The following is a 25,994-nucleotide window of genomic DNA, read 5'->3' as shown; positions in this document are numbered from 1 at the left end:
AAGGGGAGACGGAGATGTCGACATGGAACGCGAAGGCGCGTGCGAGCGTTGCGGCGGGGTTGGCCGCGGTGCTGCTCGCGTCCTGCGGGAGCCCGAGCGAGCGCGCGCATGAGGAGGGCGGCGGCGGAGTCGAGGGGCTGGCCACGCTGAGGGTCGGCGCGACGCCCGTGCCGCAGGCCGAGATCCTGGAGTTCGTCGACGACGAGCTCGCGGCCGAGGCCGGGTTGAAACTGGAGGTGGTGGTGTTCACCGACTACAACCAGCCGAACACGGCACTGGCCGAGGGCGAACTGGACGCGAACTACTTCCAGACGCTGCCGTTCCTGGAGGAGTACCTCGCGGGCAACCCCGAAGCGGACCTGAGCTACCTGTCCGACGTGCACCTGGAGGCGTTCGGGATCTACTCCGAGGAGGTCTCTGACCTGGAGGCGCTGCCGGAGGGGGCGCGGATCGGCCTGCCCAACGACATGTCCAACATGGGGCGGGCGCTGCACCTGCTGGCCGCCCACGGGGTCATCGTCCTCGCCGACGACGCCGGGACCACGCCCGCGCTCGACGACGTGGAGATCTCGGGGGCCGAACTGGTCCCGGTCGAGGCGGCGCAGCTTCCCCGGTCGCTCCAGGACCTGGACGCCGCGGTGGTCAACGGCAACTACGCCCTGGAGGCCGACCTGCCGGCGACGGCCAACGTGCTGGCCTGGGAGTCCACCGAGGACAACCCCTACGCCAACGGTCTGGTCGTGCGCGCCCAGAGCCGCGCCGACCGGCACCTGCTCCGGTTGGACGAGCTGCTGCACAGCGAGGAGGTGCGCGCCTTCATGGAGCGTCGCTGGGCGGGCATCATCATCCCGATGGGGGCGCAGGAGCGGTAACGGGTGGGTCTCGCCGTCGCCCGGCCGCGTCGACGACGGCGCCCGCGCGACGTGGTGGCTGCTGGAGGCCGGCGGGGACCCGGACCCGTGTTCGCCGCATCCGACCTCACTGCCCTGGGCGCCCTGCGCCTGCTGCGCGAGCGCGGCCCGCGCGTGCCCCCGGGGACGTCGCCGTGGTCGGGTTCCAGGACACTTTCATGACCCAGCACTGCGAACCGCCGCTGACCACGGTGCGTCAACCCACCGAGCGCATGGGTCGGGAGATGGCGCGCCTGCTCGTCGACGTGGCGATCCCAGGGGCGGGGGAGAGCGCGTCGACCGTCCTGGACACCCGTCTGGTGGTGCGCGACTCGGCCTGAACCGGCCCCGCCGACCGGTCACTTACCCGCTCTGACCCGCCATTTCGCCCGCGTTCACGGGTGGACGCGCGCCCCGCCGCTGTGTCAGGCTGGTCGCGATTTCGCGGGGAGACGGTGGGAGCGCATGGACCCGACGCGGGAACCGACACACACGCGGTGCGCGATACGCTCATGCGGTTGGTGCGAACGGAGCGGCGTCGACTGCCGGTTCTGTTCCGGAACGGGATGGTGGCGGCCCGAACGGCCGCACCGGGACGGCAACGGCGTCATCGTCTGGCTACGGGTGGACGAGCCCTGCCGGGGCTGCGCCGGGACGGGCAAGGAGCACAGCCCCGTCGCCGCGGTGTGAGCACGCTCGCCCGGACGGTGAGGAGCGACGTTGGACTGGGTGACCTACCTGTCGCCGAGCGGTGGCGGCGCGCGCCTGGGCGCCCTGGAGGACGGTGACGTCCACGGTTGTCCGGTGACCGACGACCTGGCCGCGCTCCTGGACGCGGGGCACGAGGCGATGGCCGAGGCCCACGCCCGCGCGGTCGACGAGCCGGTGGAGATCATCTTCGAGCCCGAGGCGCGCCTGTGCGCGCCGCTGGTCCCCGCCGACCCCGTGGCGGCCCGGTTCGGCGACACCGTGAGCGCCCTCGCCCCCGACCTGGTTCGGGGCGTGGACGACGGAGTGGTGACCGGTGCGCGCAGGGCACGGATCGGTCTGGCCGCCGTCGCGGGCGCGGCGGGGCCCACCGCCGCCTACACCATGGCCTGTCTGTGGCTCGGCGTGCAAGGCGAGCCCCTCCAACTGACCCTGGGCCCGGACCTGGTCACCAGGGACGGAATCGTCGGCGGGGACGGGGCACGGGTACGGGAGTTCTCCGCCTTCGTGGACGAGCGCCGGGTGGGGCACGGCGACGTGGATCCGGAGGACGTCTGGTTCACGGCCGCCGGGTCCGGCCGTGTCCGCGCCCTGCTGTGTCTGGAGACCGAGCTCCTGGAGCCCGACGACGAGGTCGAGGTGCGCGCCGGGACGCTGGGCGGGTTCGAACTGCGGCTGGGCTCGTTGGTCTGACCGTCGCGCCCAAGGCCCGGTCCCGGGCACCCGACCGGGCGCTCACCCGGTGAACTCCCAGTGCCAGGGTTCGAAGCCGCCACGCGCCCAGTCGGGGTTGATCCAGCCGTGGCCGGGCGCGTTGGCGAGCATCCAGGCGTGCTGCGGACTGCTCGGCTGGTGCACACCGCCGCACAGGTCCACGGCCAAGCCCAGGCCGTGCTGGCTCGTGCCCGGGCGGGCGGCCATGCCGGGCAGCATCTCCTGGAACAGGCGCACCTGTTCGTGGTAGGGGCGGTAGGAGTCGGCCACGCACATCGGCACGCCGAACCGCGCGCGGTAGGCGGCGTCGAGTGCGACGAAGGCCGCCGCCGCGTCCGGCCGCAGCCACTCGCCCGCCTGGGGGAGCGGGCACAGCGCCGAGACGGGGAAGCGGCCGTTGACGTGCGAGCCGCCGTCGCCGCCCGAGCAGACCGGGGTGTCCGGGGCGATCCGCGCGCGGTCGTCCCCGCCCCCGGCGCCGGCCGCGGGCACGGCCCGCTCCCCCGCCCCCGCCACCTCGGCGGGCCCGCGAGCCGCTCGGACCTCCCACGCCGCACGGCGCTCGGCGAGCAGTCGCTCCAACCGGGTCTGCTCGTCCAGCAGCTCACCGAACCGGTCCTCCTGAGCGTCGAGGGCGGCCTGCGCCTCCGCACGGGCGGAGGCGGCCTCCTCGGCCGCCTCCGCCCGTTCGCGTTCCGCCCCCTCGGCGAGGTCGGCGAGGGTGCCCGCCGCGACGCGAGCGGCCTCGGCGCGGTCGAGATCGGCGGTGCGGTGTCCGGCGAGCAGTGTGAGGTAGGCGCCGCGTTCGAGCAGGTCCTCGGGGCCGCCCAACCACGCCTGGGCGGGGTGCGCGGATCCGTCCATGTAGGCCGCGGCGGCCTGGCGCGCGGCGGCCAGCCGGGAGCCTCGCGTCGGGCGCGGGCGGTCTCGGCCCGTTCCTGGGCGGCCTCCCGGCGGGTGGTGGCCTCGGCCAGGCGCACGCTTGCGCGCTGGTAGTCGGCGATCCGGTCCACGGCGGCGCCGCGCAGGGTCTGCAGGTCGGCGCGCAGGGCCGCCAGCTCCACGCGCACGTCACCGAGTCCGGGCTCCTCGGCGGCGTCGGACGGCCCCGTGTCGGCGGAGCCCGGGGTCGCGGCGGTGAGGACGAACAGGACCGCGGTTCCCCATGCGAGTGCATACCTGACCGAAAACACGCGCGGGTCGCGTGCGGGACACTCGGTCCGAAACCTGGCACCGACCGTGTCCGACGGTGGGCGCGATGGGGTGCACGGCATCGGTTCCTCCCCAGGACCTGCATATACGTCATGTCACGATGTCATGTCGGGAAGGTGGTGATGGGGAGGCAAAGCGCGTGTCCAAATAGTTACCAGCACCAGTGGTGGGGTTTCGGACGGCATCGATGACCTGGGTTATTGGTCAGAATCTCGACAGTCGGGGGGCGGTGGCGGCGGACGGGTGCGGATGATCCCGCCGAAGGCCGCCAATCGGGCGAAGCGAGTCCTTCGCGCCCATTGGTACGCTATCCACCGCACGCGCACCTAAGGAACATAAGGAACCTGTTGGGTGGGCGGCGCCTCTCCTCCCAGGCGAGTCCGGCGGACAGTCTTCTACATCTTCCCCAAACTCCCACCGCTTCCTGATCCGGCGGGCCGCAGGGTCCGAACCGATCACCTCCGAAGACTGCTTCGGTCAGGAGTGGTCAACCCCTGGGTTCAACAGCCGTTCGAGGCGGTGACACGAAAGGTTGCGAGGGTCCGTGTCGACACGAGCGACAGCAAGCGGGGCCAATGCGCACAGCGAGGCAGCGCAGCCCGAACACGCAGATGCCGCGCCCAGGCGCAGAGCCGACTGGTGGCGGCCACGTAACTGGCGGGTGCGCTCCCGACTGGTGGCCCTCATCGTCATCCCCACAGCCGTCGCGCTCGCGCTCGGTGGTCTGAGGGTCTACGAGTCCACGGACACCACCGTCACCCACGCGCACATCCAGGACCGCGCCGAGATCGGTGTCCTCGTCGTGGAGATGGCCAACCAGCTCGGCCGGGAGCGTTCGGCCAGCGCGATCTACATCTCCGACGACCCCGACCCCTCACGCCGGTCCGACGACCTGCGCCAGGGGTTGGAGGAGCAGCGCGACGCCTCACGCGAGCTGTACACCAGCCTCATGGCCCAGCTCGACGACCTGGGGAAGCTCGACGGCGAACTCGCCACGACCCGCCTGGAGAACCTGCGCAGCCAGCTGGCGAACCTGGACACGATGCGCGAGGAGGTCGACACCACCCGCGTGACGGTGCTGCCCGTGGTCACGAACTACCGCACGATCTCCCGGTCGCTGCGCGAGTTCAACCAGACCATGGCCGACGAGAGCGGCGACACCGACCTGCGTGAGGCCGTGCGCGCCCTCACCGCGCTGTCCAGCGCGCGCGACCAGCTCTCCTACGAGACCGCGCTGATGAGCCACGCGCTCTCGCGCAACACGATGACCGGCGGTATCGCCGAGGCCATCGAGTCCAGCCGGGCCCGCTACGAGAACGAGATCTCCAACTTCGTCCAGGCGGCCTCGCCCGAGCAGCGCGCGATCTTCGACGAGAACTTCACCGGTCTGGAGGTCAGCCAGGTCTCCACGATGCGCATGCGCGTCATGTACCGCGCCGACCGCGGTGACAACCTCACCGGCGTGACCGACAACGACGGCCCTGAGGACTACCAGGAGATCGCCACCACCGCTCTGAACCTCCTCCAGACGGTGGAGGAGGAGATCGCCCGAGCGATCGCCGCCGACGCGGACGAGCTGCGCACCGCCGCCATGACGCGCACGGTCACCGACCTCGTCGTCGTCGTCGCGGTCCTGCTCGCGGTGTTCGTCCTGACCTCTCTGGTGGTCCGCTCCCTGGTGCGCCCCCTGCGCACCCTGGAGGACGGCGCCCGCCGCATCGCCGACCGCGACCTGCCCGAGGCGATCAACCGGATGCAGGAGGCGGGAAGCGCCCCCGACGCCCGCGTCGCACCGATCGAGGTCGACACCAGGGACGAGATCGGCGAGGTGGCCCGCGCCTTCGACGACGTCCACCGCGTCGCCCTCACCCTGGCCTCCGACGAGGCCGCGCTGCGCAGCAACGTCAACGCGATGTTCGTCAACCTGTCCCGCCGAAGCCAGACCCTGGTGGAACGGCAGCTGCGCCTGATCGACGGCCTGGAGCAGTCCGAGCAGGACGCCGACCGCCTCTCCGACCTGTTCCAGCTGGACCACCTCGCGACGCGCATGCGCCGCAACAACGAGAACCTGCTGGTCCTGTCCGGTCAGGACAACACCCGCAAGTGGGCGCAGCCGGTCCCGCTGGTCGACGTCCTCCGCGGCGCCGTCTCGGAGGTCGAGCAGTACGAGCGCGTCAACGTGCGCGCCCCCTCGCACATCTCCGTGCTCGGCCGCCCGGTCAACGACGTCATCCACCTGGTCGCCGAGCTGGTCGAGAACGCCACCTCGTTCTCGCCGCACGACACCGAGGTCCTGGTCAGCGCCAAGACCCTCGCGCACGGCGGCGTCCAGGTCGACGTCACCGACAGCGGTATCGGCATGGCGGCCGAGGACCTGGCGGCGATCAACGCCCGCCTGGCGGCCCCGCCCGTCATCGACGTCGCGGTCTCGCGCCGCATGGGCCTGTTCGTGGTCTCGCGGCTGGCCCACCGCCACGGCATCGAGCTCGAACTGGCGGAGGCGCACGGCGGCGGCACCACCGCGCGCGTCATCTTCCCGCCGGACCTGCTGATCACCCCGGTCGAGGGCCAGCACGCCGTCGGCGGCGCCGAGCCGCGCGCGCAGCTGCCCACGGGCGCGCCCGACACCTACGCCGAGGCCGAGGCCGCCTTCGCCTCCAGCCCCGCGCCCGCCGAGCCGGGCGACCCGTGGCAGACCGGGGACGCCCCCTCCGACATCGGCACGCTCGGCGGGTTGCCCAAGCGCCAGCCGGGGACCACCCGCGGCGACGAGCACCCGCCCAGCGGCCAGGACCTGTGGGACACCGGCCAGGGCGCCAGCCGCTCCGGTTCGCTGTTCGAACGACCCGCGGCGCGGGGACCACGGGGTCGGGCGGCGCCGACCTGAACCAGCCGGTGGTCGACCCCTACGACGTCTCCGACGAGGGCGAGAACCGCTCGGACGGTCCGGGGCGCAGCCTCTTCGACCCCGCTCCGCGCTCCGACGACGGCGGGTCGGTCTTCGGCGACAGCGGGTTCCCGAGCCGCTCGACGGACACCGGCGCGTTCAGCCGCCCCAGCGACACCTCCGCGTTCTCGCGTCCCACCGACACCGGGACCCAAGGTCGTACCGACAGCGGTGGCACGGACTTCTTCGGTTCGGGCTCCTCGTCCGCCTCGGGCGGGCGCGGGAACTCCGACCCGCTGCCCGGCCGCGACACCGGCGGCGCGCACGAGCGTCCGTCCACGCGCGACGAGGACACCGGCTCCTTCCCGTCGGTCTCCTCCGACTGGGGGGCTCGACCCTCCCCCCGTCCGGAGCCGACGCAGCCTTCGACGCCGGAGCGTCCCCACACGGGCAACGACACCGGGAACTGGCGCACGGGCGGTTCCGACTCCCGCGAGGGCTACGGGTCGACCGCCTACCTGTCCCGCCGCTACGGGGGCGCTCACGGCCCGAGCAACACCGTCGTTCCGCCGACCCCGGCGGGTGAGGGATCGGACTCGCTGCCGATCTTCGACGCCATCGAGTCGAACTGGTTCAAGCGCCGCAGCGGCGGTCCGACCGTCGACTCCACCGAGACCGGCCCGATCCGGCAGGTCGACCCCGAGCAGCCCGCACAGGGACCGGTCGGCGGGCCGAGCGCCCAGGGGCCGACCGGCGTGCGGTCCGCCCACGCGCGGGCCGGCGGCCAGCCAGCCCCCTCCGGCCAGGGCGCCGGTACGGAGCGCGACTGGGAGTCCGCCGCCGACCGCGGTTGGCAGGCCGCGCGCACCGCGTCCGAGCCGCTCGCCGGTGGGCTGACCACTTCGGGCTTGCCAAAACGTGTTCCCAAGGCAAACCTTGTGCCGGGGACCGCTCCTCGACCGGAGAACTTCAAGCAGATGCCCACGCGCAGCGCGGACCGCGTCCGCAACCGCTTCTCGGGCTTCCAGAAGGGTGTTCGCGAGGGGCGTAACCAGCTGGGTGACGGCTCGACGGAGGGATGACGCCGGTGGAACGTGGTGGGACGGGGTCCCCCTTATTCGAGGAAGCCGGATGCAATAGCATCAACCGAGCTTCTCGGACGGGCTACACCCAGCGCTTGACGAGAGTCGAACACCAGACCCCCGGTGGCCGTCCCCTCAGACGGCTCCGGAGCGGACGCAGTAACAGTGCTGTCACATGCCGTGCCGGCGGTAGCAGTGCGGTGAGACCAGCCGGCGAACTTGGACAGGAGATCAGATGAGTCGACAGGTCAATGAGCTCAACTGGTTGATCACTGACTTTGCCGACCGGGTTCCGGATGTCGCCCACGCGATCGTCGTCTCCTCGGACGGCCTTCCGTTGGCGTCGTCGGCGGGCTTCCCGGCTGACAGGGCGGACCAGCTGGCTGCCATCGCCTCCGGCCTCTCCAGCCTGACACAGGGGGCGTCCCGGGTGTTCGAGGGTGGAGCGGTCGCCCAGACCGTCGTGGAGATGGAACGGGGGCTGATGCTCATCATGGCCATCAGCGACGGTTCCTGCCTGGCGGTCCTGGCAGCGGCCGAGAGTGATCTGGGTCTGGTCGCGTACGAGATGACCCTGCTCGTCGAGCGGGCGGGGCGGGCGCTGACACCAACGGCGCGCACCTCGGGAATCCACTGATCCACCACCGACAGGAGGAAGTGGTGGCACCTCACAGTAGAGATGCCGGGAGCGCCTCGTGGTTCGGACAACAGCCGAGCGGTCCCTCCACCGGAGGGATCCCGTCTGTGCCGGGCGGCGGAGATGTTCCCCGACCAATCCAACAACCGTACGAACAACGACCCGCGGCGGGGAGCGCGCCCAGTTCACTGGTCCGCCCCTACGCCGTGACCAAGGGTCGCACCAAGCCGAAGTCGCAGCTTCCCCTGGAGGCGCTGATCTCGGCGACGGCGGCGGCCCGCAACGAGTCTGGGACGCTGACGCCCGAGTGGCAGGCGATCAGCGACCTGTGCCGGGAGTGGCGGTCCGTGGCGGAGATCTCCGCGCTGTTGCGGATGCCGCTCGGTGTTGCACGGGTGCTTGTGGCGGACATGTCCGAGCAGGGACTGGTCCAGATCAGGTCTTCGCTGAACAACGACGCCCGTCCCAACACCAACCTGCTTGAAAGGGTGCTCAGTGGACTTCGCAAGCTCTAGCCCAGCCGAGGAAGGCGGTGCTGGGGGGAACGCGATGACGTCGGTCAAGATCGTCGTCGCCGGGGGCTTCGGTGTCGGGAAGACGACATTCGTTGGCTCCGTCTCCGAGATCGTGCCGCTGACCACCGAGGCGGTCATGACCAGCGCCAGCGTCGGGGTGGACGACCTCGCCAAGACGCCGGACAAGCAGACCACCACCGTGGCGATGGACTTCGGCCGCATCTTCATCGACTCCGACCTGATCCTGCACCTGTTCGGCACCCCCGGACAGCACCGGTTCTGGTTCATGTGGGACGATCTCGTCGATGGCGCCATCGGCGCGTCGTGCTGGTGGACACCCGCCGCCTAGCGGACTGCTTCCCCGCGATCGACTACTTCGAGGAGGCGCGCCTGCCCTTCATCGTGGCGATCAACGGGTTCGACGGCTACTACCCCCATGCCGCGGACGAGGTCCGGGACGCGCTCACGCTCAGCCCGGACATCCCCATCGTCCAGGTGGACGCCCGCGACCGAGCCTCCACCAAGTCGACGCTCATCACCCTCGTCGAGCACGCCATCACGGTGGGGGACCCCGAGGGCGCGGCAGGACAGCCCACCTCGACTGGCGGCCAGAACTCCTGGCGCTAGTCCCGGGCCGGGGTCCCGCACAGAGCACGGCCCGGTTCCCGCACGGCGGGGACCGGGCGTCCGTGCTGGCATCATGGGGGAATGAGCTCTCCCTCCCAGCCCGACGCCGAGGCGATGACACAGCGGTTCCGACAGGTGGCCGAACGGGTGCTCGACGCCCTTTTGGAGGAAGCCCCCGAGTGGGCTCTGGAGCTGGGTGACACGCGTGGCGCCTCCCGGCTGTCGGACCGCAGCGCCGAGGCCGACACGCGGCGCGTCGCCGTGCTCACGGACGCCCTGGGCTCGCTGGACGAGATCGACGGCGACCTCATCCCCGAGGGCGACCTGGTCGATCTGGAGATCCTGCGCGCCAAGCTGAGCGCGGACCTGTGGCACACCGCGGAGCTGCGCCCGCTCACCTGGAATCCCCTGCTGTACTCTCCGGGCGAGGCCGTCTACACGCTGCTGGACCGCGACTCCCTCCCGGTGCCCGAACGCCTGGAGGCGCTGGCCGCGCGCTGCGCCGCGCTGCCCGACTACCTCGACACCGCGCGTGCCCGGCTCTGCGAGGGGGCGGGCATGCCGCGCGTCCACGTCGAGACCGCGCTGGCCCAGCTCGCCGGCGCCCGCGCCATGCTCACCGACGGGATCCCCGACCTGCTCCGCCGGGAGCCCTCCCTGTCCGGGCGGGTCGACCCCGCGCGCGAGGCGGCCCTGGCCGCGGTCGAGCGGTACGGGCAGTGGCTGCGCGACGAAGTCGAGACGGCCACCGCAGACCCCCGACTGGGCGAACGGGACTTCGCGGCCCAACTCTGGTACACCCTGGACTCCGAACTCTCCCCCGAAGCGCTGCTGGTGCGGGCGGAGAGCGACCTGCTCGCCACCGAGGAGGCCATCGCCGAGGCCGCCGCGGAGTACGAGGGCCGCCCCCGCCGCGCCGGCCAGGTCGCCGAGGTCCTCGCCGGGCTGGCCCGCACCACCGCCACCGACGCCGACGGCGTCCGACCGACCTGCGACGACGCTCTGACCCACCTGTGGGACCGGGTCCGAGGACTCGACCTGGTCACCGTGTACGACGACCCCGTCCGTATCATCCCCATGCCCGAGGCGCGGCGCGGCGTGGCCGTGGCCTACTGCGACCCGCCCGGGCCGCTGGATCCCGCCGCGCACGAGATGCCGACGCTCGTCGCGGTGGCCCCGCCGCCCGCGGACTGGCCCCAGGAACGGCAGGACTCCTTCTTCCGCGAGTACAACGGCACGATGCTGCGCAACCTCATGGTGCACGAGGCCGTGCCCGGCCACGCCCTGCAACTGGCCCACGCCAGCCGCCACGACGGCGGGACCCGGGTGCGCAGGACCCTGTGGAGCGGCACGTTCGTCGAGGGCTGGGCGGTCTACGGCGAGGAGGTTCTCGCGGGCCGCGGCTGGCGCGACGGCGTCGGGGAGGCCGCGCGCCGCGACAACCTGGCGCTGCGTCTGATCCAGCTGAAGACGCGGCTGCGCGCCCTGCTCAACGCCGTCCTGGACGTACGCGTGCACACCCGGGACATCACCGAGGCCGAGGCGATCGCCCTGCTCACCGAGCGCGGACACCAGGAGGAGGGCGAGGCGGTCGGCAAGTGGCGCCGCGCCCAGCTGACCAGCGCGCAGCTGTCGACGTACTACGTCGGCTACACGGAGGTCGCCGAGATCGCCCGGGACCTGGCCGCCCGGCGGCCGGAGCTCACCGAGCGCGAGCGCCACGACGCCATGCTCGCCCACGGGTCCCCGCCGCCGCGCCACCTGCGCACGCTCCTGGGCTTGGCGGAGCAGTGCTAGGACGTGCGCGGCGGACACTCGCCCCGCCGCGCGACGCCCCAGCACGGCTCTCGCCGCGTTCTCGTCAGTCGACACGACCCCGCCCGAGCCCCCGCTGTCCGACACCGCTCAGCCCGCGAAGCGGGGCACGGTAGGGGCACGCCTTCTCCGGCCGTGCGACGGCCGCACCGGCCGCGACCGACCCTCGCCCTCGGCGGACGGCCGCTCCGTTCGGGAGCCCGAACGCCGAGGACGCCGCGAACGGGCCTCCCGGCCGTCCACAGGCGGACGGTCGGCGCTGACCGCACGTGCGCCGTGCTCCTATGCTGGGGTGCGGACGATCCCGGAAGGCCGGCACCGGACCCTTCGCCGGGCCGCGCCCGACCGGGGCGCGTGCGGTGGACGCGGCCCGTCCCGCGGTCCGGTGGGCGTCCGCCGCGCACGGACGCCCCCACGCCCGCGCGCCCGTCCACGCACGATCCCACGAGAGAACCCGAAGGAGGCAGGGGCTTCCTCCCCGGCGCGAGAGCCGGAGCGGCCGCCCCGGAGAGCCGATGAGCGGTGTCGAGCACGGGCCCGAGCACGGGCCGTCCAACCCCCCGGGTGCGGGTACCGGCGTCCCCGACGGATGGGAGCGGCTGTGGACGCCGCACCGCATGGCCTACATCAAGGGCGAGGGCAAGCCGACCGGGTCCGGCCCCGAGGACGGCTGCCCGTTCTGTGACGCCCCCGAGCTCGACGACGCCACCGGGCTCGTGGTCGCCCGCGGCAAGACCGCCTACGTCGTGCTCAACCTCTACCCCTACAACAGCGGCCACCTGCTCGTGTGCCCCTACCGGCACGTGTCCGAGTACTCCGCGCTCGACGAGGACGAGACCGCCGAGGTCGCCGCGCTCACCCAGGCGGGCCTTCGCGCGCTCACCGGCGCTACCGGCCCCAGGGGTTCAACATCGGCATGAACCTGGGTACGGTGGCCGGTGCCGGGATCGCCGCCCACCTGCACCAGCACATCGTCCCCCGCTGGGGCGGCGACACCAACTTCATGCCGGTCATCGGCCACACCAAGGTACTGCCCGAGATGCTGGAGCAGACCCGCGCCAAACTGGCCGAGCACTGGCCCGGCGCCTGACCGCCCCGCCCTCCCGTGCCGCCCGCGCCGACGAACGGGCGCGCGCCACCCCCGCCGTGCGCGGTTCCCACCCCCGGAGCCGTTCCCGCCCTACCATCACAAGAAGACATGCTGAGAATCCTTCGCCCCATGATCTCCCGGGTCACCACTCCGCTCGGCCGGAGCCTGGCCCGGATCGGCCTCACGCCGAACGTCATCACCATCGTCGGCACCGTGGGCGTCGTCGCCAGCGCCCTGTACTTCTATCCGCGCGGAGAGCTGTACGCCGGTTCGGTCGTCATCACCGTCTTCGCGCTCTTCGACATGCTCGACGGAGCCGTGGCCCGCGCCAACGACAGCGCCAGCGGGTTCGGCGCCTTCCTCGACTCCAGCCTCGACCGGGTGGCCGACGCCGCCATCCTCGCCGGGCTCCTGTGGTGGTTCATCGGCGAGGGCGACGACACGCTGCTCGCCGGGGTCACCCTCTTCTGCCTCATCACGGGCTTCATGGTCTCCTACATCAAGGCGCGCGCCGAGGGACTGGGCGTCAACTGCGACGTCGGCATGGCCGAGCGCACCGAGCGCCTGATCATCGTCCTGGTGGCCGCCGGCGTCGGCGGGTTCGGCGTCCCCTACGTCCTGGCCGGCGGACTGTGGCTGCTCGCGGGCATGACCATGCTGACGGTCCTCCAGCGGCTCGTGGAGACGCGCGCGCGGCTCAACGAGATCGACGAGGGCCGCCGGGACGTGGACACCAACGGCGCCAACAGCGAGGCCTGACCCCGCCCGGAGGAGGACGAGGAAGCACGACGTGGACGAACGCATGGCCGACCTGGCCTACGCGGCCGGGTGGACGATGGTGCGGCGCTCGCCCGAACGGCTCGGTCGAGCGGTCTTCGAGCGGATGGCGGACCACGCCTGGCGCACCCGCGACGAGGGGACCCGCGGCCTGGAGCGCAACCTGCGCCGCCTGCTCGGCCCCGACACCACCGACGCGCGGCTGCGGGCGCTCTCCCGCGCGGGGATGCGCTCCTACATGCGCTACTACTACGAGATGTTCCGACTGCCCGCGATGGATCGGGACCGCGTGCTCGGCGCCACCCGGCAGAGCGGGATCGAGGCGCTGGAGCAGAACCTGAACTCCGGACGCGGCGTCGTCGCGGCCCTGCCGCACATGGGCAACTGGGACCACGCGGGCGCCTGGATCGCCATGCGCGGCTTCGCGCCGACCACGGTGGCCCAGCGGCTGCGTCCGGAGAGCCTCTTCCAGCGGTTCACCGCCTACCGGGAGTCCCTGGGCCTGGAGGTCCTGCCGCTGACCGGGGGCACGGACACCGTGGGCGCCCTGGCCCGGCGGCTGCGCTCCGGGGGGCTGGTGTGCCTGCTGGCCGACCGCGACATCGGCGGCGGCGGCCCCGAGGTCGAGTTCTTCGGCGAACCGGCGCGCATGCCGCCCGGACCGGCGGCCCTGGCCCTGAACACCGGCGCCGCCCTGATGCCGGTCTCGCTCTGGTACGACGGCCCGTACTGGAACATCCGCGTCCACGACGAGATCCCCGTCGCGCCCGGCCAGACCCGGGCCGACCGCGTCCGAGCCACCACCCAGGCGCTGGCGCGCGTCTTCCAGGGTGAGATCGCCGCGCATCCGGAGGACTGGCACATGCTCCAGACCGTGTTCAGCGCCGACCACGAGGCCGACTCGCGCCGTCCGCGGGAGCGCGCCGAGAGGGCCGGCCGCTCCGAACGGGACACGTGACCGTGGGCATGCGCGTCGGACTGGTCTGCCCCTACGCCTGGGACGTGCCGGGCGGGGTCCAGCAGCACGTCGGGGACCTGGCCGAGGCGCTGATGGGCATGGGCCACCACGTGTCGGTGCTGGCGCCCGTCGGCGGGACCGGCGCCGACCTGCCCGACCACCTGGTTCCGGCTGGCCGCCCGGTGCCGGTGCCCTACAACGGCTCGGTGGCCCGCGTCAGTTTCGGACCGCGCACCGCCGCGCGGGTGCGGCGGTGGATCGGCGAGGGCGCCTTCGACGTCCTGCACATCCACGAGCCCTCCGCGCCCAGCGTCTCGCTGTTGTCGTGCTGGGCGGCGGACGGTCCCATGGTCGCCACCTTCCACACGAGCAACACCCGCTCGCGCGCGATGGCGGCCGGGTCCGCGGCGCTGCGCTCGGCCATGGAGAAGATCAACGCGCGCGTGGCCGTCTCCGAGTCCGCGCGGCGCACCCTCGTCGAGCACCTGGGCGGGGACGCCGTCCTCATCCCCAACGGGGTGGCCGTGCACCGCTTCGCCGACGCCGATCCGCTGCCGGGCTGGCCCGGTGACGGAGGTTCGATCGCCTTCCTCGGCCGCCTGGACGAGCCGCGCAAGGGACTGGCCACCCTGGTGGAGGCCTTCGCCCTGCTCGCCCCCTCCCGCCCCGGTCTGCGGCTGCTCGTCGCCGGGCCCGGCGACCCCGGCCCGACCCTGGCGTCGGTCCCCGAGGACCTGCGCCGCCGGGTCGTCCTCTCCGGGCGGCTCGGCGACGCGGACAAGGCGCGCGCCTACCACTCCGCCGACATCTTCTGCGCCCCCAACCTGGGGGGCGAGAGCTTCGGCATCGTCCTCACCGAGGCCATGTCGGCCGGCGCGGCGATCGTCGCCAGCGACATTCCGGCCTTCTCCGCCGTCCTGGAGGGGGGTGCGGCGGGCGAGCTCTTCCGGGCGGGCGACGCCGCCCACCTTGCCGAACGTGCCGCAGGCCTCCTCGACGATCCCGAGCGCCGCGCCCGCCTGGGCGGGGCGGCCCGCCGCGCCGTGCGGGCCTACGACTGGCGGACGGTCGCCGCCGAGGTCGTCCACGTCTACGAGACCGTCCTGGCATGGGACGGACCGGACCGGGCCACCCGCGGGGTTCGCCTGGACACCGGTCCCCGCGCCACCGCGCTGCTGCGTCGCGGGGTGGGGTGAACGGCGCTGATCCAGGACGTCCTCTTCGTCGTCGTGGTCGCCGCGGCCGTCCTGGCCCTCATGGCGGCCGGCTTCTACCTGTCGTGGCGCGCCACCCGCCTGGACCGGCTCCACCACCGGGTGGAGACCGCCCGCGCGGCCCTGGACGCCGCGCTGTTGCGACGCGGCTCGGCCGTGCTCGACCTCGTCTCGGCCGACGGCCTGCCGGCGGACCGCGCCCGCGCGCTCGCCGACGCCGCCACCGCGGCGCGCCGGGCTCCCGAGGGGGAGCGCGAACTGGCCGAGAGCGCTCTGTCACGAGAGCTGCGGTCGGTGCTTGGGCCCCTGCGCGCCACCGCGCACCTGCGCGACCACCTGACCGAGGTGGCCGGTGCCGCCCGCGGCGTCCAGTTGGCCCGCACCTTCCACAACGACGCCGTCGTCGACACCCGCCGCGCCCGCCGGTCCCGGCTCGTCCGCGTCCTGCGCCTGGCCGGAACAGCTCCCCTTCCCGACTTCTTCGAGATCGACGACGAGCCGCCCGCGCCGCCCACCGGGTCCGACACCCTGTAAGGGGACGACCCGCGAAAACACCGATCTGGCCAAAGTGGTCGGTAGGGGGAGGAACTACCATGGTGGCGTGGTAGACCCAGGGTGCCCGGCACCGGTGGCGTCCGCGCCCCTCGTGTGACCGCCATAGCCGCCGGGGCCCACCGCTACCCATGCTGTCAACACCTACGGGACGGGAGTCCACCACCGTGGCCACCAACGCATCGAACACCGCCGACAACGCCGTCGGCACACAGCGCGTCAAGCGAGGCATGGCCGAGCAGCTCAAGAACGGCGTCATCATGGACGTCGTCACCCCCGAGCAGGCCAAGATCGCCGAGGACGCCGGTGCCGTCGCGGTCATGGCCCTGGAGCGCGTCCCCGCCGACATCCGCAAGGACGGCGGTGTGGCCCGCATGTCCGACCCGGACATGATCGACGGGATCGTCGAAGCCGTCTCCATCCCGGTCATGGCCAAGGTCCGCATCGGCCACCTCGTCGAGGCCCAGGTGCTGGAGCACCTCGGCGTCGACTTCATCGACGAGTCCGAGGTCCTCACCCCGGCCGACGAGGCCCACCACATCGACAAGTGGGCGTTCACCGTCCCGTTCGTGTGCGGGGCGACCAACCTGGGTGAGGCGCTGCGCCGCATCGCCGAGGGCGCGGCCATGATCCGCTCCAAGGGCGAGGCCGGGACCGGCAACGTCGTCGAGGCCACCCGCCACATGCGGTCGATCCGGGCCGAGATCCGCCGCCTGGGCACGCTCGACGAGGCGGAGCTGTTCGGCGCCGCCAAGGAGCTGCGCGCCCCCTACGAGATCGTCAAGGAGGTCGCGACGCTGGGCAAGCTGCCGGTTCCGCTGTTCTCCGCGGGCGGTGTCGCCACCCCCGCCGACGCGGCCCTGATGCGCCAGTTGGGCGCGGAGAGCGTGTTCGTCGGCTCGGGCATTTTCAAGTCCGGCGACCCCGCCAAGCGCGCCGACGCCATCGTGCAGGCCACCCTGCACTACGAGGACCCGGGCGTCATCGCGCGTGTGTCCCGCGGACTGGGCGAGGCGATGGTCGGCATCAACCTGGATGACCTGAAGGACTCCGAGCGTTACGCGGGTCGGGGCTGGTAGGTCGGTTCCGGGTGGCGGGCGCCCGCCACCCGCGCCAGTGTTGGACTTCGATGAATCGACGAGTGAGGCCGTTCTTGACCGCCAGACCCACCATCGGCGTCCTCGCCCTTCAGGGCGACGTCGCCGAGCACCTGCACGTTCTGGAACAGATGGACGTGCGGACCGCCAAGGTGCTCGGGCCCGACCAGCTCGACACCGTCGACGCCCTGGTCATCCCCGGAGGCGAGTCCACCACCATGTCCAAGCTGGCCGTCCGGTACGGTCTGCTGGAGCCGCTGCGCAAGCGGGTCGGAGCGGGGATGCCCGCCTACGGCACGTGCGCGGGGATGATCATGCTGGCCGACCGCCTGCTCGGCGGGATCGACGGCCAGGAGACGATCGGCGGCATCGACATGACGGTGCGGCGCAACGCCTTCGGTCGGCAGACGGAGTCGTTCGAGGCGGCGGTCCCCGTGGAGGGCGTCGGCGAGGAGCCGTTCGACGCGGTGTTCATCCGGGCGCCGTGGGTGGAGTCCGTGGGACCCGAGGTGACCGTGCTCGGTCGCGTCCCGGGTCCCGACGAGGCCGGTAGGATCGTCGCCGTACGACAGGGCGGCCTGATGGCCACGTCCTTCCATCCCGAACTGACCGGCGACGCGCGCATCCACCGCCTCTTCGTCGACATCGTGAAAGGACACGCATGAGCGGCCACTCGAAGTGGGCCACCACCAAGCACAAGAAAGCCGTCATCGACGCCAAGCGCGGCAAGCTCTTCGCGAAGCTGATCAAGAACATCGAGGTGGCCGCGCGGACCGGCGGTGGAGACCCCGAAGGCAACCCGACGCTCTACGACGCCATCCAGAAGGCGCGCAAGAGCTCGGTGCCGCTCGACAACATCGAGCGCGCCCGCAAGCGCGGCTCCGGCGAGGAGGCCGGCGGCGCCGAGTGGCAGACGATCATGTACGAGGCTACGCGCCCGGCGGCGTGGCGATGCTCGTGGAGTGCCTGACCGACAACCGCAACCGTGCCGCCTCCGAGGTGCGCGTGGCCGTGACCCGCAACGGTGGCAACATGGCCGACGCCGGGTCGGTGTCCTACCTGTTCAACCGCAAGGGCGTCGTCATCGTGCCGAAGGAGGGCACGACCGAGGACGACGTGACCATGGCGGTGCTGGAGGCGGGCGCGAGGAGGTCGAGGACCTCGGCGAGGCGTTCGAGATCGTCTCCGAGGCCACCGACATGGTCGCGTGCGCACGGCGCTCCAGGAGGCAGGGATCGACTACGAGTCCGCCGACACGAACTGGCTGCCCACCATGGAGGTCCCGGTCGACGCCGAGACCGCCAAGAAGGTGCTGCGGGTCGTGGACGCGCTGGAGGACTCCGACGACGTGCAGAACGTCTTCACCAACGCCGACATCCCCGACGAGGTCGTGGCCGAGATCGGCTGACCGTGACCACTACGCCGGTGGCCGCGCCCGTTGGGGGCGCGGCCACCGGCGTTCGCGCTGTTCCTAGGTGGTGGCACCGGCCAGGAAGGCCGCCCACTCCGCACGGCTGAACGCGAGGTGTCCGTGGCTTCGGTGCTGCGAGTCGCGCACGGCGAAGGCCGTCGACCCATCGGTGAACGGCCCGGCTTCTACGCACCGTCCGCTGCCTTCGGAGCTGTAGGTACTGATGTGCCAGGCGACTTGGGAGGCCGAAGCCGCCCTAGTTTCACTCATCGAAGATCCTCTTCCAAAGCCACGAGGAACTCTGCCGTCTCCTCGTTGTTGAGGCTGTTCTCGTGCAGCCAATCGTAGGTGTCCACCAGCCGATCCACCGACTCGGTTTCCAGGTAGATGGATCCAGCGGGGCTCTCCACGTGGGCGACCTCTGGAAAGGGATCCGACATCTTGAGGAGGGTGAAGGGCCCATCAGGACTGGCGTGGGCTCCGGCGGTGAACGGGAGTACGCGCACATCGATGTTGGGTTCCGCGACCTTGGTGGACAAGTGCCGTAGCTGCTGGGCCATGACTTCACGGCCGCCTACCTGACGTCGCAGTACAGCTTCGTCAATGACCGCTGACAGGTAGAGGGGTTCTGCCCGTTCCAGGACTCGCTGGCGATCCATACGCAGCTTGACCCATCGTTCGATCTCTCGCTTCGTGGAGTGCCGGTCAGCGATGAGCATCAGCCCACGCGCGTACTCCTCGGTTTGAAGCAGACCTGGGATGGTGACCGTGGCGAAGGTACGCAGCGCGTGGGATCGGTTCTCCAACCAGGCGCGGTCGATCGTGGAGCTCCAGACATCATCCTTGGAGTACTGCTCCCACCAGCCGGTCTTCCAGACCTCGCCTGCCAGTTCGAGGACGGCGTCTCGCTGCTTCTTGTCGTTGACGCCGTACAGGTCCATCATCGCGGCTGCGTCCACCCGACGGATCGGGTAGATCCCCTGCTCGCAGCGACCGATGGTGGCAAGGTTGCGCTGTAGATACTCAGCGACCTCCCTGAGGGGGAGCCCTTTCCTCTCGCGCATCTCCCTCAAGATCTGTCCGAGCCATTGCGCGCGCAAGGTGACACGTTGATCGGTCGCCACGGTGTCCTCCAGTCCCTGGTAGAAGTTGTTTGGCGCGAATTCGTGTTCGCTCTTGTCTGCGTCCTCGTTTTCTGTGATGATAGCAGAGGGTGAGACGCAGCTCACTCGATACCGGGAAACCGGGGCGCGATCGTTGCCGCCCCGGACATGAGACCACCGCCTGGGCCGCTCGTTGGAGTTGGCGCTCATGCAGCGACCCAGGCGGTGCCTTCGAGGAGAGGGGAACTCCGCATGACCGAAGCCCACGCACTCCCTGCCCCGATTGTCCCCTACGACTGGGGCGGCGTCGACACCTCTGTGGACGACGAGACCCCCGAACTGCTCAGCGAGGACCAGCTCGACCGGTACGTCGAGACCGTCGCCGAACTCCTGCGCTCCGCCGGTCTGGACGTGGACACCGGCCGCGACGACCCCACCCACCTGTCGGTTCGCCGAAGCGGCGGCCGGTTCACCCTCGACCTGTACATCCGCGACGACCGCAGCACCGAGTGGGCCATCGAGGGCGGCGACGAGGTGTCGGAGGGCACCACGGCCGTTCGGCTCGCGTCCTTCCTCGTCCCGCTGATGACGGTCGACGCCGACCGATGACCTCAGATCGACACAGGGCGGGGGTCCTCCGATCGCGTCGTGGCCCCCGCCCTGGACGGCGGTGTGGGAGGCCTGTGGAAAACGTCCGTGGAGGACGATGACGTCGTACTCTGGAGCGGAGTTCACGAGGAGGTTCGGATGTCGGCAGACGGGCGGCGCGCACACGAGGGTTCGGGCGAGGGGCAGCGGGGGCGGATCGGGAGAAGCCCGAAGGAGATCCGAGCAGCTCTGCTTCCGGAGGAGGTCGGTGACTTCGACCGGGAGTACCGCCGGGTGATGAACGACGCAGGGAAAGCCTGGACCTCTCTGAACTCAACAAATGCCTGGAACGTTGGTGGCGGGTGGCCATGTCGTCACGGGATCCTGAGGCCCATCGGCACATGCTGGACGCTGCCGATCGGCTCCAACGTGGTGAGAAGGTGCGCACGGTCCCTTGGTCGGAGACGAAAGCCAGGTTGGGTCTCTAGATGTACCGGATCGAATCCGAAGAGATAGCGGAAGAACAGCTCAGCAAGCTGCCAGCGCACTTGCTTCCCCTGATGCTTGAGTTGTTCGGGCTCTTGGAACTGCGACCTTGGAGTGGCGACCCCTACAACAGGGAGAAGCCAGAAGGCAACGTCCGGTGCCACACCGTCGGGGAAGACGGTGAGTGTACGGTCATCTACCTGGTCCTCGACGATCAGGAGCTTGTTGTGGTCCTCCGGCTCTTCTGGGTCCGACGTATCGCTTGCGCGGCCGGTCTCAGACGCCGGGGACGTACACGAACGGCCGGGGCCAGGGCACTGATCGGGCTGGGGACCACGGTACGCCCTGTGGTAGAACGCCAGGTGACTCCGGCGGTCCGACTACCGCACAACCTTGACCCCGAACCGGCCGCCCAGGGCCAGGCCGATCGCGGTGTGCATGTGGGCGCACATCTCCGTGCCCCGCGAGCAGGCCAGGAGCACCAGCGGCTCGGTGCCCGGGCAGCGGCCAACAACGTCGAGATCGCCTGAACCCCTTCGAATTCCTCACGTATCCAGGCCCGGCTCACCACCCTGCGCCACGTCGCCCTCGACGGCACCGACCAAGCCGGCCGCAATGAGCAGGACAGCATGATCCGCCGCTACATCATCTGCCGCCACCTTCACACCGACGACCGGCGTCTACGCGCCGACGTCGACAGGGCGAACACCGCCTCATGCGGCACTAGCGAGAACATGCTGAGGGCAGGAAGGGCCAGGGGACATTGCGCTCGTAGTCGGCCGCAGCGGCCATCAGTACATCGTCACGGTGGTGACCGGCGACCAGTTGCACACCGACAGGCAGTCCACCGGCGGACAGTCCACCGGGCAGGCTGATCGCCGGGTGCCCGGTGATGTTGAACAACCAGGTGAACCCGACGCTCATCACCTTCCCGGGACCTCCGTGCCCGTGTGGCAGGTTCGGGGTGGTCGGGGTGACCAACAAGTCCACGGAACCGAACAGGTCGTCGAGCGCGGCGCGATTGGCCGCGTCGTCGTCCCGAACCTTGGTGTCCGGCGTTTTCCTCCGCTTGGCGAGCCAACTCGCGGCGGGATCGATCAGTATCAGGTCCACCTCTTGCAGCGACACTCGGCCACCTTCCGACCACATCCGCACGACGCGGTCCACGACCCGGGCGACCTCCGGGTCCACCTGATTGAAGCCCAGCGTCAGAGAACAAGCCACACGTAGTGTCCGGGACAGAGGTGGTACGGGCTCCGACCCCAGCACGACCGACCGGTAGAGCTCCACGTCGGCGATGGACCGGGCCACGGGCCCGCCGGTCCCGAGCCCGGCTCTATCCCGGGCGGGCAGCAGACCGGTGGTGGGTTTGTAACCGACGACACCGCACCAGGCCGCCGGTATCCGGGTGGATCCGGCCCCGTCACTCGCTGTCGCCAACGGCACCATTCCCGCCGCGACGGCGGCCGCCGAGCCCGCAGACGAACCACCGGGGGTGGCGTCCGCCCGCCAGGGTTGACAGTCCTTCCCCGGTCCGTCGTACCCCAGGTCTTCCACTCCGTCCCGGGGTCGGGAACCGAGGTCGGGCCGATGGGTACCGCCCCGGCTTCGAGCAACTTCCGGGCCTGGAGCGACTCAATCCCCTCAGTCGCCTTTACGGCCAACGGGACCCCGGCGAGGGGAAGGTGCTTCCCCTTGGCCACTGCCTCGTCAACGCCTGACGCGCGTTCCCTAGCGGTGTCCGACCACACCTCACGAAACGCCTTGATCTCGGAGTCGGCCCGTTCGACGGCCTCCAGGGTCGCCTCGACCACCGTCACGGCGCTGACCTTGCCGCTCCGCACCATTGCCGCGATCTCTCCAGCGCCGACCCGCCCATCATCGTCCACGCCCATCACCCTTCAGGCCTCCACGTCCACCGCGACCCGAGCATTCCAAGATTCCGGGACGGTTTCTGCCGTGAACTGCCGGGAGGGTCAGGGGCAGGGAGCCCCCCGGTAGATCCCCATGTTCACATGCGCCGACATGGGTCGGACGTGCTCAAAACCGCCTCGGAACCGTCATGCAGTGGCCGCCCACCTGATCCGCCGGGTAGCCACCCAAGGGTTGCTCAGCGTTCCATACCGCAGTCACCCCTTGGTGAGTCACTGCTCGGTCCCGGTGTACTTCCAGTGTTCTGCGACCCCCTGCCGGATGGGAGCTGTCCACGTTGAGCGATACGGGCGGCCCGGGACATGCCGGACGGGAGCTGTCCACGTTGAGCGATACGGGCGGCCCGGGACATGCCGGACGGCGACTTTCCCTGGGTGTTCCGGCTCTCGGACGGCTCCTTGAGCTCGCCGCCAAGCCTGGAACCCACTGTGATGCGCTCCCTGGACTGCTCTCCCGAACCGGGTCCGACCCGCTGCCCGACGGTCACCGCGTTCCCGTCGTAGCTCCAGCTTTTCAGTTGGGGGTCCACCTCCGCCTGGACGCCGCGTTCGATCAGCACGGCCATCTCGACAGGACCGATACCGCCCGGTACGGGGGTGATGCGCTGAGGAATGTTGTAGGCGTCGTGCCGCACGTCGCCCTGCACGGTACCGTCCTCCCTCGGAACGAAGCCGGAGTCGATGACCGCCCGGTGGTGGCCAGCGATGATATCGCCTCCGATGATGCCCGGAGAGCCCGTGACGCTGATGATCACGTCCGACTGCCGCGCTCGCGAGAGGTCGTCCCCGTAGTCCAGGCAGATCGGCTCGATTCCCTGGTCGTTCAACAGACGGACCACACCGCTGCCCACGAAGCCATTCGATCCGATCACGGACACCTCCGCACCGTCGCGCGCGTACGGGAGGGCGACCCGGGTGATCCCGTCGGCCGTCGCGCACGCCCGCTGCTGCGATCGTGCTCCCAATAGCCCGTCAATGTCCTTGCGAGGGTCGATCTCCTGCACGTACGGGAGAAGGGTCCGAGGAGGCGGGAACTGCACGATGATCCCGAGGGAGTTCGGATCCTCGTTCGCTTTCAGGAGCTCCTCGTGAAAGCGCTCGGGGTCGACGTTGTGAGGCAGGTGGACATCCTTGGCCTCGAAGCCCATGGAGGAGAAGTTCTTCAACTTCTGGTTCGCGGACACACGTGAAGCCTCCAGCTTCACCCGGGTCTGCTCATCGAGTCCCTGGACAGGCTCGAACCGGATGACGGAGATCGACCGTCCGGTTCGGCGAACCGGCTGCTGGTAATGGGACAAACCCTGTTTGACCTGGCGCAACAGGTCACGCCCCGAGATCCGGTTGGTCCTTTGTTGTTCCACTGCGGATCAGGCCCTCTCGCCCAGGGCTTCCAGGACTTCTTCGACCGGCGGCAAGGACAGCCGCTCGCGCAACGCATCGGCCTCGGCGTCGGGGACTACCTTGCGATCCGAGATCGGGTCGGTGAACCGGCCCCCCTCCCAGCCGAGGGGGATGGTGGTGAAGCTGGCGGGGCCGATGTCGTCGAAGTAGGAGAAGGGGCCGTAGTGGGCGTACCACTCACCGGCGATCAGGGGCTCCGGGCCGGGAAGAGCGAGATCCTCCTGGAGGATCTCGGCCAACTCCGGCACACGAGTGACCAGGCCTGTTTCCATCGGGTTCGACTTGATCTCGGTGAGGACGTACACGTCACGCACCAGACTGCTGCCCGTGAAGATCTGGACGAGACCCCGTCCTTCACCCAAGAACGTGGGGAATCCCAGGATGAAGGCCTTCATCCTGACTCCGTCGCGGGTTTTCTCATCGATGATCCTGCTGACGATCAAGGCTTCCTCCGATATCAGGGGGACATGTCGCGTCCAGCGGTTCCCTGGCGACATCCTTGACCTGGTTCCTTTCGGTGCGCTGGACGAATCGCTGCCGTGGTCTGCGGACGCCAGGGTCCTTTCCAACCAACGGTCAGAGGGCTCGTACTTCGCGGAAGCACTCATCCACACCGCAGTGATGCTGTCGGACAGGGAAATCCGCCACAACTCATCTGGTTTCACCCTAGCACGACAGTCGTATTTCGTTGTGTAATAGGCTTTGACTGTGACGGATGATGTCTCGACACAAGACGTTGTGGCATGGCGAGCCGGGTTGGACGAGCTGTTCGACCACCTGGCCGGGTGCTTCGGTCGAGTGGAATCACGAAGGTGGGCCAGGGCGTACCTGACCGGGCTGCTGGCACCGGTGGAACGCAAGAACGGCTGGCAACTGGCCGAGGCGGCCGGTGCGACCAGGCCGACAGGGATCCAGCACTTCGTGGACCGCTCCCGCTGGGACGCCGACGCCGTGCGCGACCAGGTGCGCTCCTACGTCGCCCGGGCTCTGGCCGGCCCCCAGGGCGTGCTCGTGGTCGATGAGACTGGCTTCTGCAAGAAGGGACACCTGTCCGCGGGGGTCCAGCGCCAGTACTCGGGCACGGCCGGGCGGGTGGAGAACTGCCAGCTCGGCGTGTTCCTGGCCTACGCCGCTCCCCAGGGGCGGGCGCTGATCGACCGTGAACTGTACCTGCCCCGGTCCTGGGCCGATGACCCGGACCGGTGCGCGCAGGCGGGGATCCCCGATGAGCGCTGCGCCCAGGGGGTGCTGACCAAGCCGCGCCTGGCCGAGGCGATGATCGGCCGTGCGCTGGACGCAGGAGTCCAGGCCGGGTGGGTGGCCGCCGATTGCGCCGACGGCCGTGACGGGAAGTTCCGCGCCTTTCTCGAAGCACGTCGGATGCCTTATGTCGTCGAGGTCTCCCTCAAGCAGACCGTTGCCGACACCGACGGCCGCCGCCGCGTGGACACTCTCATCGATCGTGCTCCCGCCGATGCTTGGCACCGTGTCTCGTCCGGGACGGGGGTCCGTGGTGAGCGCGTCTATGACTGGGCCTGGGCCACTCTGCCCGCCTTTGATGAGGTTCCGTCCGGGTTCGTGCGCACCCTGCTGGCCCGGCGCTCGGTTGACGATACGGACGACATTGCCTATTACCTGTGCTTTCACCCCGACTCCGTGGTCCGGGAGGAGATCGTGCGGGTGGCCGGGGCCCGGTGGGCGATCGAGGAGTGCTTCCAGGCCGCCAAGAACGAGACCGGACTGGACCACTACCAGGTCCGCAAGTGGGACCCTTGGTACCGGCACATCACCATGGCCATGGCCGCTCACGCCTTCCTGGCCGTGACCGCGGCCACCGACCCAAAAGCCCACGCGGGCTGGGTCGCCTCACAGTCGCCGAGATCCGCCGTCTCCTGGCGCTGATCCTGCACCCCGCCCGCACTCTCAGCCATGCTCTGACCGCGTCTGCCTGGCGCCGCCACCATCAAACCCGTGCCCGGCACTTCCATCACCAGCGAAGACACAACGAACTACGACTGCCGTGCTAGGTGGTGGCACCGGCCAGGAAGGCCGCCCACTCCGCACGGCTGAACGCGAGGTGTCCGAGCGCGGCGCGTTCATCACTGACGGCGACGTCTTCTGTGTTGTCCGGGTGGGTTCGGGGTGGACCGCCCATGCGCGCACCGGCCATGGGTTCCCAGGGATCCCCTGGCTGAGCTTGCGATGGTGTCCCGTTGAGTGGTGTAACTTCACGAACGCACTAACCCCCGGCCCCTGACTTGGGGCCGATCTCGTTGGGGCCCTGTCGTCGGCCCGGACC

General features: G+C 70.5%; 24 protein-coding genes and 7 pseudogenes. 22 read left to right on the top strand and 9 right to left on the bottom strand.

Translation table 11 applies throughout. The annotated features are described in order from the left end of the window. The first annotated feature begins 14 nt into the window (after nt 1–14). The 4 genes and pseudogenes from BJF83_RS14090 to BJF83_RS14075 all read left to right on the top strand — a co-directional run bounded on the left by BJF83_RS14090 (nt 15) and on the right by BJF83_RS14075 (nt 2,291). Nucleotides 15–872 (top strand): MetQ/NlpA family ABC transporter substrate-binding protein, encoded by an 858-nt coding sequence (locus tag BJF83_RS14090; protein WP_075926662.1) that lies wholly within the window; start codon nt 15–17, stop codon nt 870–872. Between the two features lie 28 nt (nt 873–900). Next, nucleotides 901–1,231, top strand: a pseudogene (locus tag BJF83_RS14085) (substrate-binding domain-containing protein); the annotation flags it as partial. Between the two features lie 124 nt (nt 1,232–1,355). Next, on the top strand, nt 1,356–1,580 hold the full coding sequence (locus BJF83_RS29205) for a hypothetical protein (RefSeq protein ID WP_075926660.1): 225 nt from the start codon (nt 1,356–1,358) through the stop codon (nt 1,578–1,580). Between the two features lie 30 nt (nt 1,581–1,610). Beyond that, nucleotides 1,611–2,291 carry a hypothetical protein gene (locus BJF83_RS14075; protein ID WP_075926659.1) on the top strand — a complete coding sequence of 227 codons (681 nt, stop codon included), beginning with the start codon at nt 1,611–1,613 and terminating at the stop codon, nt 2,289–2,291. A 42-nt stretch (nt 2,292–2,333) separates the two neighbouring features. Here BJF83_RS14075 and BJF83_RS14070 read toward each other — a convergent pair whose 3' ends face one another. Continuing rightward, entirely contained in the window at nt 2,334–3,176 is an 843-nt protein-coding gene (locus BJF83_RS14070; RefSeq protein WP_262391544.1) for a D-alanyl-D-alanine carboxypeptidase family protein, read from the bottom strand. Nucleotides 3,177–4,185: 1,009 nt separating this feature from the next. Between BJF83_RS14070 and BJF83_RS14065 the strand changes: the two genes are divergently transcribed. The 14 genes and pseudogenes from BJF83_RS14065 to BJF83_RS14005 all read left to right on the top strand — a co-directional run bounded on the left by BJF83_RS14065 (nt 4,186) and on the right by BJF83_RS14005 (nt 18,183). Further along, nucleotides 4,186–6,411: a nitrate- and nitrite sensing domain-containing protein gene (locus BJF83_RS14065; RefSeq protein WP_262391543.1), complete on the top strand. Its 2,226-nt coding sequence runs from the start codon at nt 4,186–4,188 to the stop codon at nt 6,409–6,411. A gap of 8 nt (nt 6,412–6,419) precedes the next feature. Next, on the top strand, nt 6,420–7,493 hold the full coding sequence (locus BJF83_RS29200; protein WP_262391542.1) for a hypothetical protein: 1,074 nt from the start codon (nt 6,420–6,422) through the stop codon (nt 7,491–7,493). Nucleotides 7,494–7,728: 235 nt separating this feature from the next. Further along, on the top strand, nt 7,729–8,130 hold the full coding sequence (locus BJF83_RS14060; RefSeq protein ID WP_075926658.1) for a roadblock/LC7 domain-containing protein: 402 nt from the start codon (nt 7,729–7,731) through the stop codon (nt 8,128–8,130). Between the two features lie 98 nt (nt 8,131–8,228). Further along, the gene (locus BJF83_RS14055) at nt 8,229–8,645 is read left to right on the top strand and encodes a DUF742 domain-containing protein (protein ID WP_369974511.1); all 417 of its coding nucleotides are present in this window, start codon (nt 8,229–8,231) and stop codon (nt 8,643–8,645) included. Between the two features lie 34 nt (nt 8,646–8,679). Next, nucleotides 8,680–9,272: pseudogene (locus BJF83_RS14050) on the top strand (ATP/GTP-binding protein). 81 nt (nt 9,273–9,353) lie between these two features. Next, nucleotides 9,354–11,069 (top strand): DUF885 domain-containing protein, encoded by a 1,716-nt coding sequence (locus tag BJF83_RS14045; RefSeq protein ID WP_075926657.1) that lies wholly within the window; start codon nt 9,354–9,356, stop codon nt 11,067–11,069. 533 nt (nt 11,070–11,602) lie between these two features. Beyond that, nucleotides 11,603–12,177, top strand: a pseudogene (locus BJF83_RS14040) (HIT family protein). A 129-nt stretch (nt 12,178–12,306) separates the two neighbouring features. Next, nucleotides 12,307–12,936, top strand: coding sequence for a phosphatidylinositol phosphate synthase (gene pgsA, locus BJF83_RS14035; protein WP_075926656.1), 630 nt, complete (start codon nt 12,307–12,309; stop codon nt 12,934–12,936). A gap of 31 nt (nt 12,937–12,967) precedes the next feature. Next, nucleotides 12,968–13,912 (top strand): phosphatidylinositol mannoside acyltransferase, encoded by a 945-nt coding sequence (locus BJF83_RS14030; RefSeq protein ID WP_075926655.1) that lies wholly within the window; start codon nt 12,968–12,970, stop codon nt 13,910–13,912. A gap of 8 nt (nt 13,913–13,920) precedes the next feature. Beyond that, nucleotides 13,921–15,108: a glycosyltransferase family 4 protein gene (locus tag BJF83_RS14025; RefSeq protein WP_187347150.1), complete on the top strand. Its 1,188-nt coding sequence runs from the start codon at nt 13,921–13,923 to the stop codon at nt 15,106–15,108. Between the two features lie 60 nt (nt 15,109–15,168). Then, complete coding sequence (locus tag BJF83_RS14020; RefSeq protein ID WP_075926754.1) at nt 15,169–15,660, top strand: hypothetical protein; 492 nt, start codon at nt 15,169–15,171, stop codon at nt 15,658–15,660. A gap of 185 nt (nt 15,661–15,845) precedes the next feature. Then, nucleotides 15,846–16,757: a pyridoxal 5'-phosphate synthase lyase subunit PdxS gene (gene pdxS, locus BJF83_RS14015; RefSeq protein WP_075926653.1), complete on the top strand. Its 912-nt coding sequence runs from the start codon at nt 15,846–15,848 to the stop codon at nt 16,755–16,757. 74 nt (nt 16,758–16,831) lie between these two features. Further along, on the top strand, nt 16,832–17,440 hold the full coding sequence (gene pdxT / locus BJF83_RS14010; RefSeq protein ID WP_075926652.1) for a pyridoxal 5'-phosphate synthase glutaminase subunit PdxT: 609 nt from the start codon (nt 16,832–16,834) through the stop codon (nt 17,438–17,440). Continuing rightward, a pseudogene (locus BJF83_RS14005) lies at nt 17,437–18,183 on the top strand (YebC/PmpR family DNA-binding transcriptional regulator). The gene pdxT and the pseudogene BJF83_RS14005 overlap by 4 nt, the downstream one beginning before the upstream one ends. A gap of 63 nt (nt 18,184–18,246) precedes the next feature. Here the strand turns inward: BJF83_RS14005 and BJF83_RS14000 are convergent. Both BJF83_RS14000 and BJF83_RS13995 read right to left on the bottom strand, forming a co-directional pair. Further along, the gene (locus BJF83_RS14000) at nt 18,247–18,456 is read right to left on the bottom strand and encodes a DUF397 domain-containing protein (protein WP_075926651.1); all 210 of its coding nucleotides are present in this window, start codon (nt 18,454–18,456) and stop codon (nt 18,247–18,249) included. Continuing rightward, the gene (locus BJF83_RS13995) at nt 18,453–19,499 is read right to left on the bottom strand and encodes a helix-turn-helix transcriptional regulator (protein WP_083678531.1); all 1,047 of its coding nucleotides are present in this window, start codon (nt 19,497–19,499) and stop codon (nt 18,453–18,455) included. The genes BJF83_RS14000 and BJF83_RS13995 overlap by 4 nt, the downstream gene beginning before the upstream one ends. Nucleotides 19,500–19,541: 42 nt before the next feature. Between BJF83_RS13995 and BJF83_RS13990 the strand changes: the two genes are divergently transcribed. Next, on the top strand, nt 19,542–19,898 hold the full coding sequence (locus BJF83_RS13990) for a hypothetical protein (RefSeq protein WP_075926650.1): 357 nt from the start codon (nt 19,542–19,544) through the stop codon (nt 19,896–19,898). Nucleotides 19,899–20,036: 138 nt separating this feature from the next. Then, nucleotides 20,037–20,365, top strand: a pseudogene (locus tag BJF83_RS31115) (DUF6247 family protein). A gap of 721 nt (nt 20,366–21,086) precedes the next feature. Here the strand turns inward: BJF83_RS31115 and BJF83_RS30545 are convergent. From BJF83_RS30545 to BJF83_RS13970, 5 genes and pseudogenes are all read right to left on the bottom strand, one after another. Next, on the bottom strand, nt 21,087–21,491 hold the full coding sequence (locus BJF83_RS30545; RefSeq protein WP_316042284.1) for an amidase family protein: 405 nt from the start codon (nt 21,489–21,491) through the stop codon (nt 21,087–21,089). Between the two features lie 12 nt (nt 21,492–21,503). Next, nucleotides 21,504–21,920, bottom strand: a pseudogene (locus BJF83_RS30540) (amidase family protein); the annotation flags it as partial. A 152-nt stretch (nt 21,921–22,072) separates the two neighbouring features. Beyond that, a pseudogene (locus tag BJF83_RS30535) lies at nt 22,073–22,210 on the bottom strand (amidase); the annotation flags it as partial. A 263-nt stretch (nt 22,211–22,473) separates the two neighbouring features. Next, entirely contained in the window at nt 22,474–23,478 is a 1,005-nt protein-coding gene (locus BJF83_RS13975) for a tetrahydrofolate dehydrogenase/cyclohydrolase catalytic domain-containing protein (RefSeq protein ID WP_158070372.1), read from the bottom strand. Nucleotides 23,479–23,661: 183 nt separating this feature from the next. Further along, nucleotides 23,662–24,090: a hypothetical protein gene (locus tag BJF83_RS13970; RefSeq protein WP_075926648.1), complete on the bottom strand. Its 429-nt coding sequence runs from the start codon at nt 24,088–24,090 to the stop codon at nt 23,662–23,664. Here BJF83_RS13970 and BJF83_RS13965 point away from each other — a divergent pair. Then, on the top strand, nt 24,077–24,391 hold the full coding sequence (locus BJF83_RS13965; RefSeq protein WP_075926647.1) for a hypothetical protein: 315 nt from the start codon (nt 24,077–24,079) through the stop codon (nt 24,389–24,391). The two genes, BJF83_RS13970 and BJF83_RS13965, sit on opposite strands and share 14 nt — an antisense overlap. A 12-nt stretch (nt 24,392–24,403) precedes the next feature. Further along, complete coding sequence (locus tag BJF83_RS13960; protein WP_143831891.1) at nt 24,404–25,597, top strand: IS701 family transposase; 1,194 nt, start codon at nt 24,404–24,406, stop codon at nt 25,595–25,597. Between the two features lie 121 nt (nt 25,598–25,718). Here BJF83_RS13960 and BJF83_RS26785 read toward each other — a convergent pair whose 3' ends face one another. Next, a complete protein-coding gene (locus BJF83_RS26785) occupies nt 25,719–25,865 on the bottom strand; it encodes a DUF397 domain-containing protein (RefSeq protein ID WP_143831890.1) in 147 nt (48 codons plus the stop codon). Between the last annotated feature and the right edge of the window lie 129 nt (nt 25,866–25,994).

Source organism: Nocardiopsis sp. CNR-923, from assembly GCF_001942255.1.
Taxonomy (GTDB): domain Bacteria; phylum Actinomycetota; class Actinomycetes; order Streptosporangiales; family Streptosporangiaceae; genus Nocardiopsis.
The sequence above is the reverse complement of the archived record's forward strand: the minus strand, read 5'-3'. Positions and strand labels throughout refer to the sequence as shown.

Bases quoted from the DNA above. Each gene is read 5' to 3' on its own strand.
- BJF83_RS14090 (WP_075926662.1), top strand. From the start codon at position 15: ATGTCGACATGGAACGCGAAGGCGCGTGCGAGCGTTGCGGCGGGGTTG.
- BJF83_RS29205 (WP_075926660.1), top strand. From the start codon at position 1,356: ATGGACCCGACGCGGGAACCGACACACACGCGGTGCGCGATACGCTCA.
- BJF83_RS14070 (WP_262391544.1), bottom strand. From the start codon at position 3,176: ATGGACGGATCCGCGCACCCCGCCCAGGCGTGGTTGGGCGGCCCCGAG.
- BJF83_RS14060 (WP_075926658.1), top strand. From the start codon at position 7,729: ATGAGTCGACAGGTCAATGAGCTCAACTGGTTGATCACTGACTTTGCC.
- BJF83_RS14045 (WP_075926657.1), top strand. From the start codon at position 9,354: ATGAGCTCTCCCTCCCAGCCCGACGCCGAGGCGATGACACAGCGGTTC.
- pgsA (WP_075926656.1), top strand. From the start codon at position 12,307: ATGATCTCCCGGGTCACCACTCCGCTCGGCCGGAGCCTGGCCCGGATC.
- BJF83_RS14025 (WP_187347150.1), top strand. From the start codon at position 13,921: ATGCGCGTCGGACTGGTCTGCCCCTACGCCTGGGACGTGCCGGGCGGG.
- BJF83_RS14020 (WP_075926754.1), top strand. From the start codon at position 15,169: ATGGCGGCCGGCTTCTACCTGTCGTGGCGCGCCACCCGCCTGGACCGG.
- BJF83_RS14000 (WP_075926651.1), bottom strand. From the start codon at position 18,456: ATGAGTGAAACTAGGGCGGCTTCGGCCTCCCAAGTCGCCTGGCACATC.
- BJF83_RS13995 (WP_083678531.1), bottom strand. From the start codon at position 19,499: ATGAGCGCCAACTCCAACGAGCGGCCCAGGCGGTGGTCTCATGTCCGG.
- BJF83_RS13990 (WP_075926650.1), top strand. From the start codon at position 19,542: ATGACCGAAGCCCACGCACTCCCTGCCCCGATTGTCCCCTACGACTGG.
- BJF83_RS13965 (WP_075926647.1), top strand. From the start codon at position 24,077: ATGAAGGCCTTCATCCTGACTCCGTCGCGGGTTTTCTCATCGATGATC.
- BJF83_RS13970 (WP_075926648.1), bottom strand. From the start codon at position 24,090: ATGAAGGCCTTCATCCTGGGATTCCCCACGTTCTTGGGTGAAGGACGG.
- BJF83_RS26785 (WP_143831890.1), bottom strand. From the start codon at position 25,865: ATGGCCGGTGCGCGCATGGGCGGTCCACCCCGAACCCACCCGGACAAC.